Source organism: Flavonifractor sp. AGMB03687 (assembly GCF_017811815.1).
Classification (GTDB): Bacteria; Bacillota; Clostridia; order Oscillospirales; family Oscillospiraceae; genus Flavonifractor.
The window spans coordinates 16,803-31,118 of record NZ_JADKZI010000006.1 but is presented as its reverse complement, the minus strand read 5'-3'; the positions used below and the strand labels follow the sequence as shown (position 1 = coordinate 31,118).

The 14,316-nt window shown below is 41.0% G+C and carries 14 protein-coding genes and 1 riboswitch; of the genes, 5 read left to right on the top strand and 9 right to left on the bottom strand.

Translation table 11 applies throughout. The features are described 5' to 3' along the window. Positions 1 to 4: 4 nt before the first annotated feature. The 7 genes from J9789_RS12450 to J9789_RS12420 all read right to left on the bottom strand — a co-directional run bounded on the left by J9789_RS12450 (position 5) and on the right by J9789_RS12420 (position 6,255). Positions 5 to 421, bottom strand: a complete 417-nt coding sequence (locus tag J9789_RS12450; RefSeq protein ID WP_171332338.1) for a type II toxin-antitoxin system PemK/MazF family toxin — start codon at positions 419 to 421, stop codon at positions 5 to 7. 531 nt (positions 422 to 952) lie between these two features. Further along, a complete protein-coding gene (locus tag J9789_RS12445) occupies positions 953 to 1,240 on the bottom strand; it encodes a helix-turn-helix transcriptional regulator (protein WP_171332339.1) in 288 nt (95 codons plus the stop codon). Between the two features lie 306 nt (positions 1,241 to 1,546). Continuing rightward, positions 1,547 to 2,956 (bottom strand): BTAD domain-containing putative transcriptional regulator, encoded by a 1,410-nt coding sequence (locus J9789_RS12440; RefSeq protein ID WP_209345897.1) that lies wholly within the window; start codon positions 2,954 to 2,956, stop codon positions 1,547 to 1,549. A gap of 74 nt (positions 2,957 to 3,030) precedes the next feature. Then, positions 3,031 to 3,106, bottom strand: a riboswitch (cyclic di-GMP riboswitch). Between the two features lie 7 nt (positions 3,107 to 3,113). Beyond that, positions 3,114 to 3,473, bottom strand: coding sequence for a helix-turn-helix transcriptional regulator (locus tag J9789_RS12435; RefSeq protein ID WP_209345894.1), 360 nt, complete (start codon positions 3,471 to 3,473; stop codon positions 3,114 to 3,116). 203 nt (positions 3,474 to 3,676) lie between these two features. After that, positions 3,677 to 4,558 carry a HAMP domain-containing sensor histidine kinase gene (locus J9789_RS12430; RefSeq protein WP_209345892.1) on the bottom strand — a complete coding sequence of 294 codons (882 nt, stop codon included), beginning with the start codon at positions 4,556 to 4,558 and terminating at the stop codon, positions 3,677 to 3,679. Positions 4,559 to 4,568: 10 nt separating this feature from the next. Continuing rightward, entirely contained in the window at positions 4,569 to 5,411 is an 843-nt protein-coding gene (locus J9789_RS12425; protein ID WP_171332344.1) for an ABC transporter permease subunit, read from the bottom strand. Between the two features lie 10 nt (positions 5,412 to 5,421). Then, complete coding sequence (locus J9789_RS12420; protein ID WP_171332345.1) at positions 5,422 to 6,255, bottom strand: ABC transporter permease subunit; 834 nt, start codon at positions 6,253 to 6,255, stop codon at positions 5,422 to 5,424. A gap of 1,221 nt (positions 6,256 to 7,476) precedes the next feature. Here J9789_RS12420 and J9789_RS12415 point away from each other — a divergent pair. The 5 genes from J9789_RS12415 to J9789_RS12395 all read left to right on the top strand — a co-directional run bounded on the left by J9789_RS12415 (position 7,477) and on the right by J9789_RS12395 (position 12,318). Further along, complete coding sequence (locus tag J9789_RS12415; protein WP_002584949.1) at positions 7,477 to 8,697, top strand: MFS transporter; 1,221 nt, start codon at positions 7,477 to 7,479, stop codon at positions 8,695 to 8,697. Between the two features lie 42 nt (positions 8,698 to 8,739). After that, the gene (gene rlmN, locus J9789_RS12410; RefSeq protein WP_209345890.1) at positions 8,740 to 9,855 is read left to right on the top strand and encodes a 23S rRNA (adenine(2503)-C(2))-methyltransferase RlmN; all 1,116 of its coding nucleotides are present in this window, start codon (positions 8,740 to 8,742) and stop codon (positions 9,853 to 9,855) included. Positions 9,856 to 10,081: 226 nt separating this feature from the next. Continuing rightward, entirely contained in the window at positions 10,082 to 10,912 is an 831-nt protein-coding gene (locus J9789_RS12405; RefSeq protein ID WP_083655179.1) for a methyltransferase domain-containing protein, read from the top strand. Positions 10,913 to 11,041: 129 nt separating this feature from the next. Continuing rightward, positions 11,042 to 11,941: a hypothetical protein gene (locus tag J9789_RS12400; RefSeq protein ID WP_209345888.1), complete on the top strand. Its 900-nt coding sequence runs from the start codon at positions 11,042 to 11,044 to the stop codon at positions 11,939 to 11,941. After that, on the top strand, positions 11,941 to 12,318 hold the full coding sequence (locus J9789_RS12395; RefSeq protein ID WP_209345886.1) for a hypothetical protein: 378 nt from the start codon (positions 11,941 to 11,943) through the stop codon (positions 12,316 to 12,318). Before J9789_RS12400 ends, J9789_RS12395 begins: the two co-directional genes overlap by 1 nt. A 342-nt stretch (positions 12,319 to 12,660) precedes the next feature. Here J9789_RS12395 and J9789_RS12390 read toward each other — a convergent pair whose 3' ends face one another. Together J9789_RS12390 and J9789_RS12385 are read right to left on the bottom strand one after the other, a co-directional pair. Continuing rightward, positions 12,661 to 13,005 (bottom strand): hypothetical protein, encoded by a 345-nt coding sequence (locus tag J9789_RS12390; RefSeq protein WP_171332420.1) that lies wholly within the window; start codon positions 13,003 to 13,005, stop codon positions 12,661 to 12,663. 59 nt (positions 13,006 to 13,064) lie between these two features. Continuing rightward, a complete protein-coding gene (locus tag J9789_RS12385; RefSeq protein ID WP_171332421.1) occupies positions 13,065 to 14,177 on the bottom strand; it encodes a hypothetical protein in 1,113 nt (370 codons plus the stop codon). Between the last annotated feature and the right edge of the window lie 139 nt (positions 14,178 to 14,316).

The following is a 14,316-nucleotide window of genomic DNA, read 5'->3' as shown; positions in this document are numbered from 1 at the left end:
ATGTTCACTCCTTGGGATTCTTTCTGTATTTATATGCTGCGGAGCCGGTTTGCTTTTTAAGCTGCTCCATAGCCAAACTAATGGACAAGGCTTTCTCAATCGCCACCATCTCATGGGGCGTAACCTTACCTAAGTAATTATCAATTCTGCACTTGTCAATCGTGCGGATCTGCTCCAGCTGCACCACAGATGCTTCACGGAAAGCAGGATTATCTTTAATCAAAAGATGAGTCGGCATATTCTCCTTTTTACGGATTCTGGTCGTAACCGTTGCTACAATCAGCGTAGGAGAATGCTTATTGCCGGTATCGTTCTGAATTACGATCACCGGTCTTGTCCCACCTTGCTCGGACCCAACTACCGGGTCCAGATCAGCGAAGTAAATATCGCCACGACGATATACCCAATCTTCTTTCATCATTCGCCATGACCTCCTTTCGTTGGGTATGTAACAAATGACTGCCCGAAATCAATCGGGCAGTCATTCCAAAATCTATGTGTCCCATATTTGCCACGCAGTCCCTGGGAAAGAGGACGGTTGCCCTCAGGGAACCATCGAACGGCTGATAGCGAATCAGCTCCATAGGAGTCTAACCTCTGCCGGGTTCTCCGCCAGCTCCGTAGAGAAGTATCTTTAACCCTGCTGTTTTCATTGCCGTACTGGTAGCTGCCCAGTATTTACAAGCCGATATTGATCGCTGATACCGGAGGAGAGACAACTGCTTTAATATAGGAAGAAAGTCATTCTGTTTCTCTTTCCGATACGTCACGGCGTACCGCTGATGTGGCTGATGCTCTCGCACCGACAGCAGGAACGTATTCGATGATTGTCTATGCAGTTTTCAAGGAACAACACAACCAGGGGCAACCTTGATTGCACTTAAATTGTACCTTTTCTAAACTCAGCTTTTTATGACCTCTCACGGCGGATTACCCGCCGTGCTACGGTGGGTTAAATTTTTTGCTTTAAGCGAATCAGTTGTCTAATCATCGAATCTATATCTTCTTCTGGTGTTGTCGGTTGAATTGAGCAACCCAATAGTATGTAGTCAGTACCCACTCCGAAAAAGATTCCTATCTCAATCAGCAGATCGATTGATAAACCCTGGAGCCCTCTTTCGAGCTTTCCAAGGTTACTTGTGCTGATATTAAGTTGTTCTGCCAGCTGCTCTTGCGTCAGCCCTTTTTGTTTTCTTAACTCGGCAATTCTCATGCCACTGTCTTTCTGATCGTAAAACATTGTTTTTCCTCCGAAATCTTGAAATTTGAAAAATCGAAATTCCAAGCTCGGAGGGGGCGAACGACAATGTTCAGATAAAAAAAGAAAAAGGGAGCAGCCGCCTTTGCTATCTGCAAAAGCGACCGCTCCCTGATGGTTATGCGGACACAAAATAAGAACCTCCGTAAGCTATGTTTCTAAGGCAAATTTGCTTTTGCCCGGAAACCATACTCTACCGAGGTTCTATGGATATTTTAGATTGTTATACAGTTGTTATAATCACGGGGGTTCCCGTTACATGAGAATTCTGACAGCGTTATATGGTTGTTATATGGACAGTTTTTCGTTACGAAACAGGTTGGAAGGCTCTGTAATCTTAGCTTTTTTCAACGCTTCAACCAATTCGTAATATTCCTCATCGGTCAATGCTCGTTTAGCCGCTTCCAACTGAGTATCTGCCATTTCGTCTGCACCCAGATTAAACATGGCAACAATCAGCCAGTAATGCGCTTTTACATTGCCAGGAGCAACAGCCAGCGACTGTGCCGCATACTTATGAAGATTCTGATAGTCCTTGGCATCTTCAAGAGTTTTCAGAAGTTCGTTGACCACACCAGTATATCTCAGATCGTAATGAGATGCTGTCAGCATAATCCAATGCTCAGATTCAGCGCTTGCAAGCACCTTGCCCTTATACAGATCAACAGCTTGCTTCAAAATTTCTACTCTTGCGGATGTAGAGCCTGTCTGCTGTGCCATGTTCCAGTATTTATCGAACAGCTGAAGGTCAGTCATAATATGTAGGTCTGGATTGAAACGGTATCCGTTGGTGGTTGTTTCAATCAGCTGATGGGGAGAAACCAGTGCGAAAGCCTGACGCAATCGGAACACCAAGGCTCTCAGGTTCTTTCCCGGATTATCAGATTCAGCTGCTTCCTCAGGCCAGATTGCTTCTGCAATCTCCATAGCCGGTATCGTGACTTTCTTGTTCAACAGCATATATGCCAACAGTCGGCAACACTTAGGAGACTTCAGATCTCCCTCACGAAGAACACCACTGGAAGTATAGATTTCCAGATCTCCAAACAGGTTAATAATAATGTCAGCATCATTTTCAATGTTGTCAGGAGAGAACGACATCTTCATACTTTGCATCAGCTTTTGCTCGTTCACACAAGCCAGAACTACAAAGGCAAGCAGCTGAAGCATACTGCTTCTGGTCAGGTATCTCTGCGGATTTCTGATAACCAAGAATCCCATTGGGCGAGGTTTCACAGGAACCGCCAGAACGGATTTTGCCATTAACCTTTGATACACAGCATACTCGCCTGGGAACTGCTCCCGTACTTCTTCCATATCCGGCACAACAATCGCTGTGTTGTCGTGCATAGCAGTAACCCATCTATGAAGAAACTCAGCTGATTCAAATTCTTGTAAGAGATCAAGCGTTTTGTCGTTTGGGCTTGGATTATACCAGTGGGTAGGAGTCCACAATCCCAATTCCAGATCGACTTCAAGAAAGCCAATCCAGTCACCCTTATAGAAATCAAGGGCTGTTTTCATAACGCTCTGCATGATCCATGACGGGTCATCACTTTCGTGAACACCTGCTTCCAGTCTGCTTAAAGACTGTTCCAATTCCTGAGCATATTGTATGTATTGTTGCTGTTCGATTTCTTCAGACTTCTGCTGAACAGGCTCGTCGCTGCCTATGAATCTTTTGAGCTTATTTAACATTGAAATTTCTCCTTTCCCCCAAAATGCACAAAGCTGCCAGACACGAAATGGCCTGACAGCTGGGTATCCAAAAGCTTTGCAACTGGCTGCCATTTTACAGGCCCTATAGCTTTGCGTCACTGGCTTTCACCAGTTTTGCCCAAACTCTCGGTCATTATTAAATTGTGGTCGCACGGTTTTTGCGAAGAACCTTTTTGGTAGACTGAATAATCTCCAGGAATGCTTGAAGCTCGATATTATCACAGTCTTTCAGTTCTTCCGCAATTTTCTTATCATAAACGTGCTGTGTTTGTACTAAGCTGTCACACAACAGCTCATCTGTAGAAACAGACAAAGCATTAGCAATCTTTACGATAGTCGGTAGAGCCAACTTGGTCTTTCCCGTTTCTATATGGCTCACATAAGCACTATTCAGCCCAGCACGAAATGCAAGTTCTGCTTGCGGCCATCCTTTTGCGTTACGAGCTTCTCTGATACGTTGTCCGATTTGCACGTAATTCAATTCACTTACGCCCATCGCTCCGATCACCTCCAGTCTGTTTGATAATTTTATTCTAAGGTCATTTTGTCCATCTGTCGATTTGCCACGCAGTCATAATGACCTTGTAACAATATTTTCAGAAAAAATATTTTTGCTGTACGGTCATTTTATATATATTTTCGCAAAAAAGAAGCCCATAGCGATGCCTTCGCATCAACTACGGACTTCCTCATACAACATTACATCTTGATAACAATATTCAATTTATGTTCCGCATATTGTGCAGAAATTGTTCCACCCATGCGCTCGATCAGTAGCTTGGCAATAGACAATCCCAGGCCCGTTGAATTACGGCTGGATTCTACTGTATAGAATCGGTCAAATAATCTGCCGACAGTTACAGCGTTTAGGTTGTGCGCCGTATTGCTGAATGTAACGCAGCCATTCTTATCCATGACTACAGACAAGTCGCCATCAGAGTATTTCAGCGCATTGCTGATGATATTGGAGAATATACGGTTGACCGCACCTGCATCCAGTTCACGGAAAACAGGTTCCTCCGGCAATTTGATTTCCGGTTGGATGCCTTTCTCTTGCATAACCGCATAGAAAGATAGCAGACTTTCCTCCAGCGCCCGGACAACATCCATGTGTTCTAATTTCAGATCCTGCGAAGATGTGACCACACTGTATCGGAACAATTCTTCGGTCAAATTCTTCAAAACCTCGGTTCTGTTTTTAATTTGGGAAAGATAACGCTGAACATTCTCGCTCTTTTCCTCACGCTCCAACAGGTCAAGATAACCGTTAATTGCGGTCAGCGGGGTTCTCAGGTCATGGGAAATATTTGTGACAGCTTCTTTCAGTTCCAAATCGCCCTGTTGGTAACGATGGCGTTCCTTGCGGAGCAGACGAAGCTGCACATTGATGTCTGCCGCCAACTTTCGCATATACGGGTCACGGGTGGAAATATCAATGAGAGTATTGGTGTCTACTGTCAATCGGTCACGGAACGCTTCTGCAATCTCCTGTGCCGATTTGCGCAGGAAATAGACCTTTGCAACAAGCACAAAGATAATCAGAAGCAATATTCCGATGATGATTAACAGCAGATGTTCCATAACAGTCCTCTTATTTTATATCTTTTTTCTTGAATAGTGATACGCCTGCGGCAGTGGTCACAATAGATACACATAACTGACAAATTATCGCCAGCGGACTAAATACACCTTCCGAACGGGCGATATTCAAGCCTTGCGTAGATGGAATACAGGCTTCTACAAAAGTGTACACTGTTCGAACAGTCCCTCGAATATAATTGCTATTGGGAATGCCTTCCTGACGCAAATAGCTGCCATCCTCCTGCATAATCATACGAGTAGTGAACTCCGGTTCCTGCAAAGCACTGTAGACGTACAAGCCCCCAATAATAATTACCAGAGCGAACACAAAACTAATGATCAAACTTCGGGATTTATTGCTGTCCTGCATAGCAATGAATGTGAAAACAGCGGAATAACACAGGAGCATGACTATTGCAGTGGGAATACGCCATCCCACAGGAGCAAGTGCCTCCCACATCAATCCACCAAGGAATGGTAAGCCAACAACAACAGATGCCGCAATATGCGTAATCGTAAACAGGACACTGGATGTGACTACGACGATCAAGTTCGTCAAATAAATACTGTTTCGGGTACATCCAACATTCAATTTATTGCGAATCGTCCCTTGATCGTATTCCGAACCAATATAAAAAGCGCTGAACACCGCCATGATAGCCCCTACAATAACCAATCCGATAAAGAAATAGTAGTTACCGCTGGCAAGATACCAGTTTTCTCCGATATTCTTCGTGTTGATAATTGCCAGAATGTAGAATACTGCACCTGCAATAGCAGAGAGAGCTTCCAATACCCAAAAGATTTTGCTTCTCCAAAGTCGTGAGAAGTTGGCAGATAATAGTTTTCTCATAGCTGCCACCTCACTTAATATCTTTCCTGCGGAACAGCATACTGCCCACAAGCAATGTCACAGCAGTAAATACAACACTCAAAGAAATCGCACGGACAGGATACTCAATGGCAACATCACTCAGCAGAAGTGCCTGTCCAGTAGGAAGTAATTCCAAAGCCACTTCACATACAGTGCGAGTCGCACCGGACAGATACAACGGATTCGGTGTCGGTTCCATTTCCACAAACTGATTACCTACAATCGTCATTCCCGTGTGCATCTCTGGCTCACTCAGTCGGTCATATAAAGCGGAAGCAGCCATTACAAGAATGATAAATACCGCAAATGTGTAGATGATGGTCATTGCCTTATTGGAAGAAAGACTGCCTATCACGGTATAGAGAGCCGCAAAAGAGACAGCAAAGCCAACTGCTACAAAAATGCAGCCAATAAATTTAGATACCTCCATCTCTAATGGCCCAATCAATCCAAAAAGTAGCCCACTGCTCAGTAGCCACACCACAGTTAGAACGATTGACGCAAATGCACAGGAAATAAAATTAGATAAGAATATCTCATCTCGCTTATGTCCGATACATAATTTGTTGCGAATGGTTCCTTCGGAAAACTCAGTCCCCAAGAACATACTAATCAGTAAGGCAAGAAATGCTCCGATGAGCGGTGCCTGATTGAAATAGTATTCGTCCAGACTCACGGCATAACCACTGGCCGCCATTGTCTCAAAAGAACCAACGCTATTGAATACATTTCCAAGAGATAGAATCACGACGATTCCCAGAACGCACCATGAAAACCGATCTTTACTGAAACGATGAAAGTTTGCTGTAATCAACTTACGCATTGCTGCCACCTCCCACAAGGGAGATATAGTAGCTCTCCAGACTTTCGTCCTTTTCCTGCATGGAAAGCACTTCGCAGTTTTCTTTTGCCAGTGCAACGGTCAGTTGGGTTACGTTGATTTTTGCGAATACATCGGCGGTTGTTGCGGAAATGATCTTATATTCCAGATTAGGTCAGTTTACAAGGAACTACACGCAGACCGTGAAACGGGCTGCTGACAACAAACGGCGCTATGCTCCCGGCTGGGTGCATAGCACCTGTTTGTTGCGGGGGTTTCCAAAGGGGGCAGCGCCCCATTTGGCACACGACTTTGCGGAGCAAAGTGTAGTGTGTTATACGCTCTGTCGGCGTTGCCCTGAAAATACCGTTGCCGCCGGGGAGGGCAAGGGCATTTGACGCGGCAGGAAAGCAGGGCTTTGTTTGGGGCTGGTAAGCCGGAAACAAAGGGCTGATTTCAGCAGCAGACAGGGCGTATTATGAAAGCCCCCGTCCCTCGTCCTCCGCCCCCGGCCTATGGGACAAAAAGTCCCAAAGCTCTGGACACCGTGACCAGATGTGTGGCCACACTCCGGGAAAAGTAGCAGGACGGCAGGAAACCGTCAAGGCTGAAATGAATGGGCTGACGCCCGGCCTTGACCGTTCCCCGCCGCCCCGCTGGATGGGTGGACAAGGTGGCCAATCCCTAAAAGTGTTTGGCCGCACTCGTTCATTTTGGGGCCTTTCTTCTCCCAAAATTGAAATGGGCGGGAAAGCCCTAAAATGGCTTTCCCGCCTTGATTACCCATTAGCAAAGACGGGCGAGACTGTCAACGGCGGCGCTGAAAGCGCCGTTCATCTTGACCGTTGACTGGCTCGCCTGGCTTTGCTACTGCCCGTAAGAGATGGAAAAACAAGATGGAAAACAAGGTTAAAAATGGTTGACAAGTCTATCGGATGTGTGTTATACTGTGCGACAGTTTGAGATTGGAAGGAGGCTTACGTGTGTTAATTTGTGTACGCTAATAAGCAATAAAAAGTAGAAGTACCTTTCCACATGATGGTGGGCTTTTTTTGCGTGCGTATGCAAAGGAACACGTAGGTTTGACACGAGCAGTCTTTGAACTGTATCGTGGTGTTTTTTCGTGCTTTGTTGTTATGCAGGCGTCTGCCCTCTCTGTGGGACAACGCCTGCTTTTTATTGCAGAAACAAAGGAACAATGCAATAAAAAAGGAGGTTCGCATTATGACCCAAAACAACAATTCATGGAGAAAAACTTATTTTACACTTCTTGCCGGACAAGCAATATCCTTTATTAGCAGCGGTATTTTGCAAATGGCCATTATCTTTTATTTGGTTGCGAAAACTAATTCTGCAATCATATTGACGGCGGCAACACTGATTGGATTTTTGCCGCAAGCCTGTTTAGGCCCGTTTGCAGGTGCTTTTGTTGACCGGCACAGCCGTAAAAGCGTAATGATTGGTGCGGATTTGATAATTGCCGCCGCTGGCGGTATTCTGGCGCTGGTGGCGTTTTACATGGAATTGCCCGTATGGTCTATTATGGTTGTCCTGTTAATCCGAAGTGCGGGAACTGCTTTTCATTCTCCAGCATTCAGCGCAGCAACACCTATGATTGTGCCAAAAGAGGAACTTACAAAATGCGCTGGTTACACGCAGACCATGCAAGCAGTAAGTGCGATTATCAGTCCAGCTGCCGCAGCGTTTTTATATGCTGTTTGGCCTCTTAATGCAATTATATTGTTAGATATTGTGGGTGCAATCCTTGCCTGTGTGACTGTTGCGATTTCGTCCATACCAACGCCTGAACTATGTCCAGAAACGAAAAGACAACAGTTTTTACAGGATATGAAAGAGGGGTATGTGGTATTAAAGCAAAACAGGGGCCTCTTTGCTCTGCTCTGGATTGGTGTAATTTATATGTTCTTTTATATGCCAATCAGTACGCTTTTTCCTCTCATCTGTATGTCATACTTCAAAGGAACACCGGCCCATGCCTCTGCCGCTGAAATTGCTTTTGCAGTTGGTATGCTGCTTGGCGGAGTCATTCTGAGCATTTGGGGCGGTTTTAAGAAACGGCGGTACACCATCGGTCTTTCCGTTCTCCTGATGGGCGTTAGCAATATGCTCTCCGGGCTTTTGCCGCCAGACGCATTTCTTGTCTTTGTTGTGTGCTGTACTGTTATGGGAATTTCCGCTCCATTTTACGGTGTGCAAAATGCGATTTTTCAAGAAACGGTCAAACCAGAATATCTGGGGAGAGTTTTTTCTCTACTGACAAGCGCCGCTTCCCTCGCCATGCCGTTTGGCCTTGTCATTTCCGGGCCTCTGGCGGAGCGGCTGGGAGTTGAGAAATGGTTTGTCATTTGCGGAATTGGCATTATCATCGTTGCGCTTGCCGTATTTTTACTACCCGGTTTGAGAGAGATTGACAATACGCAATAATCAACTGCACCTTTTTCTATTACTAAACAAGGTATTGATGATATGAAAAATAAAAACACAATAATTATCACTGAAGAAATGATAAATTCGGACCCATACGGTTATACATATAAAGAAATTTGTGATTGCGTTGGAGAAAAAAAAGCTCGATCGCTTATGCATGCCCTTTATAAGGAAAAGCCCCAAAAGAAATATCAAACAATGAGCATTAATGATATTTATAATGGCGGTGACACAAGAAAATACTCTTTCAAATTAAAGGATGGTTACTGCGTTGAAACTGTTTGCATAAAGAGAAAAACAGGTGTAACTGTATGTGTTAGTACAATGGTAGGATGTCCTGTCGGTTGTATTTTTTGTGCATCTGGAAGTAATGGATTTATAAGAAATTTAACTCCTTCCGAAATTGTGCAACAAGTAACATTACTGAAGGAAAAAGTCAACAGAATTGTATATATGGGAATGGGTGAACCATTTTTTAATTATGATAATGTAATTAAGTCAATTCATATACTAAGAGATAGAAATGGGCTTAATTTCCCCACAGATGGAATTAATATTTCGACAGTAGGTCCTTTAGAACAATTAAAAAAAATAAGAGAAGAACATCTGAAGATACAACTCACCCTCTCTCTTCATGCAACAAATCAAAGAACAAGAGATATAATTATACCTCACATGAAAGGTTATGACATAAATAAGATTGTTGAATCTGTTTTATCATATTCGGAAAGACATAACAGAAAAGTAACAATTGCTTATTTATTGATTCCTGGTCTAAATGATAAAGCAACTGATGTACGTCAATTAGGAAGATGGTTTCGTGAGAAAAATGTTTTGATAAATCTTTTGCAATATAATGATACCGCAAATTGCAATATTAACAGGCCAAACAAACAACAATTAGTTGCATTTAAATTGCGACTTGAAGCGGCTGGTTTAGAAGTAAAAATGAGAGAATCACGAGGTAATAACATCAAAGCTGCCTGCGGTCAGTTGGTTAGTAACACAAACGAGAAGAATAAGCAACACAATTCAATGGGGAAGGATTTAGGTTTTCACAATCGTTCAAAAAGCAAGAAAGAGAATCCTAAAAGCAAGCACAAAAATACATTTTCTAAAATTAAATCTCTGTCCGAGATAAGTATTGGTGAATAAAAATATTCCTATAGGTAGGATAATTATCGACAAAGAAATTTTCTCTGGAGTGGGAAAAGCAGACCAAAGTATGCTATAATGCAATAAAATAGTTATACAAACTTGAATTTGAGGAGGTGATAAGATGACAGCATATATGAGATTAAGATAATACCGCGAGTTGTGTTGCGGTACATCCGTATTACATAACTCGCTTTCGGGCAAGAATGTAATAATGGAGGATGTCATGAATAAAATTATTAGATTTAATGACAGCGAAAAGCTTTTTCGTTGTCCAATATGTAAACGAAAGTTAAAGATGGTAGGCAATAGTTTGCTGTGTAGTAATAAGCATTGTTTCGATATTTCTAAATTAGGATATGTGAATTTTGCATTAAATCAAAAGCAATCTAAGCATTATAGCAGAACTTCTTTTGAAAGCAGAATGGATATTTTAGAAAAGGGATACTATTCACATATTCTTACGGAGATAACACATATATTGAGCAAGCTTGAAAACATAACAACTATTCTTGATGTCGGATGTGGTGAAGGATATTATTCTAGAAAAATCAAAGAACTATTTCAAGCAGATATAGTTGCTTTTGATATTTCAAAAGATGCCATTTCCCTTGCTTCAAAAAGAGACGGTAGTAAGTCTATAAAGTGGTTTGTGGGTGATTTGGAAAATATGCCAATTAGAGACCACTCAGTAGACTGTATACTGGACATATTTACACCAGCTAATTATTTGGAGTTCAATAGAGTTCTGACGGATAGCGGCTATATTGTAAAGGTTATTCCTGGGAATAAACATCTGATGGAGTTCAGAAACATTGCAAAAGAACATTTGAAAAATCAAGAGTATTCCAATGAGAATGTGATTAACTTATTCAAGAAGCAGTATTCTGTTATTTACCAAAAAAGAGTTTCAGAATCATATGAAATGCCGTTAGAGGATATTAAAATTTTTGCAGACATGACCCCACTGCTCTTCCATGTAGATAAAACTGAGATTGATTTCAAAAAGCTAAAAACTTTGACGATTGATGCAGAGATATTTGTGGGAAGTCTATAACGCTTGAAACTTTCAGTTTGACGGAGCAACAAATTCCAATTTGTTGAACTGAATAGCACATACTGACCGATAGGAACAAGGATGAAATATACCTTGTTCCTTTTCGTTTACCCAGGGCATTCATAGAAAATGAATAAACAGGTCAGTTATGCATACCAACACTTATCTCGGACAGAGACTTTAGGAAAGTGTATTCATGGTTCTATGTATTTGTGCCCGGCGCTATTAATTGCATTAGGAAAATTTGAATATTATGGTTCTGGAGGTTGTCAAATTGGTGATTCGATAGATTCACATAATAGACCATTTTCTCATATTGCTTCAGTGATTGAATGTTTTAATCACAAAATAAGTATAGAATCTAATAGAATAATAGGTAATTTTGGTGACAATAGCGATATAACCGAGTTAGATATAAAAAATTTTTCATACTCTAGCGAAGATTTGAGTGGACCGCTTGTAGGAGGGGCCACTAAAACGGCATTACTTTTATCTGTTAACAAACAAAAATTTATCATAAAAAATCCATATTTAAAAACGGATGTCTATGATATGATTGATTTTTTGCGCTTAATAGGTAAAAAAATTGACATCTCTGATAATTCTATTGTCTGCAGTGGAAATGTTATGGCTTCTTCCAATCAGTATATTGAATTTAATCTAACTCAATGCATAAGTGAAATTATAACATATTCCACGTTAGCTTTAATAAATAATACAAATTTGACATTTTTAGATTTAAACAAGAAAACAATTTCGCTAACTTTAAAACCTGAGATAGATATTCTATTGGCAATGGGAGTATCTATAAAATGGGAAAGAAACAATTTACATATACAAAAAAAGGGCGATATCAAAGGCTTAAACATTGAAGTAACCCCTACAACCATCCAAAGTGATCATCAACCTTTTTTTGTTCTGCTTTCTTTATATGGTTCAACTGATTGCTACATCATTGTAATAACTCCGTTTTTCCTGGTGCAAAAAACTTACCAGAGAATCAAGCAATTTTTGAATATTACGATTTAATGCTTCAAAGTATCTCTTCGTACTCTTTTCAAGCCATGGCCCACTTAGATTTTCCTCGAAGGTATTTTGATAGTTGGGAAATTCCTGAAAAAACAATTAATTCAATCCTTGAGCTAATGATAAAGAAAGAGATTTTATTAGAGATTAATACCTCTTCAATTTCTAATGACTGTACAGAACCATTGCCATCATATAATATTATAAAAAAATATATTGAGTTAGGCGGAAAAAAAGTTGTGTTAGGGTCAGATGCACATAATTGTTCGTTTTTAGGCAATGGATACGATTGTATTAGAAAAAACCTGCCTCTAGAATTAGAAATCGGGTATTTTAAAAACCGTGAATTTGTTGGGATAAATTCAAACACTTTTGAATAGAAAATTGTTTGTAATTTTATTTTAGATTTTGGTGAGTTATAACTGAATATAAAATCAATTCTGATGGAACTCTTACCTTAACAGTTGCCATGTTGTCAACAGATCTGAAGACGGACTGTCTATTTGCGCATGAAGTTACTGTACGTCCATTAGAGAATGGGAGGTTCCAATATGTAGGAAACAAAGTAACTTACCAGACGGAATATGGTTTGCCTTTCTGTGAGCCACGAATAACGTGGAACGAACGCTGATAATCCTATCCTGGAAATAATCTAAAAATTGACAAAAATAAAGCTGGCAGTTTTGAAACTGCCAGCTTTATTCTATCTTCTACTATAAGCACTACTGTGTTTCACGATTCGCAGGTGTTCTTAATGTAATCGCATACACAGTTTCCGCTTTTTCATCGATTATGCTTCCGTCGTAATATACAACAATTTCGTCGCCACTCGATAAATCCAAATAACTGTCCTTAAGTTCCACATCTAACGATACTTGGATATTTGGATGGTCAGAATATATTGCATCATCGTCATTGACATTGACCAGAACATATTCATCCGTTACTACCTCAACTGTTCCAACGAATGATGGTTCATTCCCTATGACGTAATTCATACTTTTTGAACAACCTGCTAATGAAATCATCAGTAACACCATTACAAGCATGCTAAAAAATTTTTTCATCACTCCTCACCTCCTTTTTTCATAATTCCTTATCTCTAAGCAGTAAAATATTCGGTCGGTCAAGCCACCCAATACTGTGTTGCGGAAATCCAAGTAGAACCAGAATTGCAAAGATAGAATTTAAGTGTCGTATCATTCCAACCATCTACAACTCTCATATAACTACCGCCAGAATTATATGCTCGATAACCTACACAAATCACCCAATGCCAATCAACAATAGCATTTGCTAATAGGATACCACAAGGACGATCATTTCCGATTGCAGTCTGAATACCAGAGAAACTACCAACAGAACTAGTCTTTAACGTATAACCACGATCAGTGAAATATTCTTTTGCTTCATCGGCAATAGTCATAACCGGACCATTGCCAACAATCTTGTGAACAGCAACAAATGTATCATAGACAGAAGAATTGATTTTCAGATTTGAATAACCGCAATTTGCAAAGTACAATGCAAAATTTGTAACCGCAGTGGCACCACAGTGGTTTTTTGCAATCGAACTAAATTCACCTGTGGTTGCCCAATCTGTGGATGCTGCATTTGCAACCATATCCCAATCATATGTACCGGAGGGCATATCTCCCCAATCAATAAAACCGTAATCACCATCGCTACACACACTGGCATCAGACTGAACAAATTGTCTAAGCTGTGCCAATTGAGCAACGGCGGCATAATTGGCTTCTTCCAAAACAGGATAATAGTCATACAAGTCAGAACTTGCATTAACAGTTCTGGCTTTTACATTGGCAGAGTAAACCTCTGTGGGGTTATTATAAATAATATGTGGGTTGCTTTCAACTTTCAAAATGTCATCAATAAGCTGATTTACACCCTCACCAAACTCAATCACGGATGGATTTTCGATGTTGTTGTTTACAACAGCATAGCCTGTCGGCTCGAAAGACACGTAATAGGCAACGATCTCACCAAATGCATTGTAAAGCGGAAGCACATCATTCTCAGTTGCGCCCGATACAAGAATATCATTTGCAATGTCAGGAGCATTCAACATGGAACTGGCAATGAGTAATGCATCAATTTCTTCAATGGAATTGTCAATCAGCGACACTTCATCGTTTGCATCAATTTCTGCCGCAAACGCAGAAACGCTCATGGAGAAAGCCATAATTACGGCGAGCATCAAGCAAATAATCTTTTTCATAACGTGTTCTCCTTTCATTCATATGGTGTGGAATATCTATGAACCCATATTAACAAAACATTGGAACCCTCTCCTTATTTATGGTTTAACTATAATAACGATTGAGGGTACTAATTTTGGACAGAGGGAAACAATTATT

What these genes read in the sequence shown, in the direction of transcription:
- J9789_RS12405 (WP_083655179.1), top strand. Translation starts at nt 10,082, where the DNA reads ATGAATAAAATTATTAGATTTAATGACAGCGAAAAGCTTTTTCGTTGT.
- J9789_RS12440 (WP_209345897.1), bottom strand. Translation starts at nt 2,956, where the DNA reads ATGTTAAATAAGCTCAAAAGATTCATAGGCAGCGACGAGCCTGTTCAG.
- J9789_RS12435 (WP_209345894.1), bottom strand. Translation starts at nt 3,473, where the DNA reads ATGGGCGTAAGTGAATTGAATTACGTGCAAATCGGACAACGTATCAGA.
- J9789_RS12395 (WP_209345886.1), top strand. Translation starts at nt 11,941, where the DNA reads ATGCTTCAAAGTATCTCTTCGTACTCTTTTCAAGCCATGGCCCACTTA.
- J9789_RS12400 (WP_209345888.1), top strand. Translation starts at nt 11,042, where the DNA reads ATGAATAAACAGGTCAGTTATGCATACCAACACTTATCTCGGACAGAG.
- J9789_RS12430 (WP_209345892.1), bottom strand. Translation starts at nt 4,558, where the DNA reads ATGGAACATCTGCTGTTAATCATCATCGGAATATTGCTTCTGATTATC.
- J9789_RS12450 (WP_171332338.1), bottom strand. Translation starts at nt 421, where the DNA reads ATGATGAAAGAAGATTGGGTATATCGTCGTGGCGATATTTACTTCGCT.
- J9789_RS12420 (WP_171332345.1), bottom strand. Translation starts at nt 6,255, where the DNA reads ATGCGTAAGTTGATTACAGCAAACTTTCATCGTTTCAGTAAAGATCGG.
- J9789_RS12385 (WP_171332421.1), bottom strand. Translation starts at nt 14,177, where the DNA reads ATGAAAAAGATTATTTGCTTGATGCTCGCCGTAATTATGGCTTTCTCC.
- J9789_RS12445 (WP_171332339.1), bottom strand. Translation starts at nt 1,240, where the DNA reads ATGTTTTACGATCAGAAAGACAGTGGCATGAGAATTGCCGAGTTAAGA.
- J9789_RS12425 (WP_171332344.1), bottom strand. Translation starts at nt 5,411, where the DNA reads ATGAGAAAACTATTATCTGCCAACTTCTCACGACTTTGGAGAAGCAAA.
- J9789_RS12390 (WP_171332420.1), bottom strand. Translation starts at nt 13,005, where the DNA reads ATGAAAAAATTTTTTAGCATGCTTGTAATGGTGTTACTGATGATTTCA.
- J9789_RS12415 (WP_002584949.1), top strand. Translation starts at nt 7,477, where the DNA reads ATGACCCAAAACAACAATTCATGGAGAAAAACTTATTTTACACTTCTT.
- rlmN (WP_209345890.1), top strand. Translation starts at nt 8,740, where the DNA reads ATGAAAAATAAAAACACAATAATTATCACTGAAGAAATGATAAATTCG.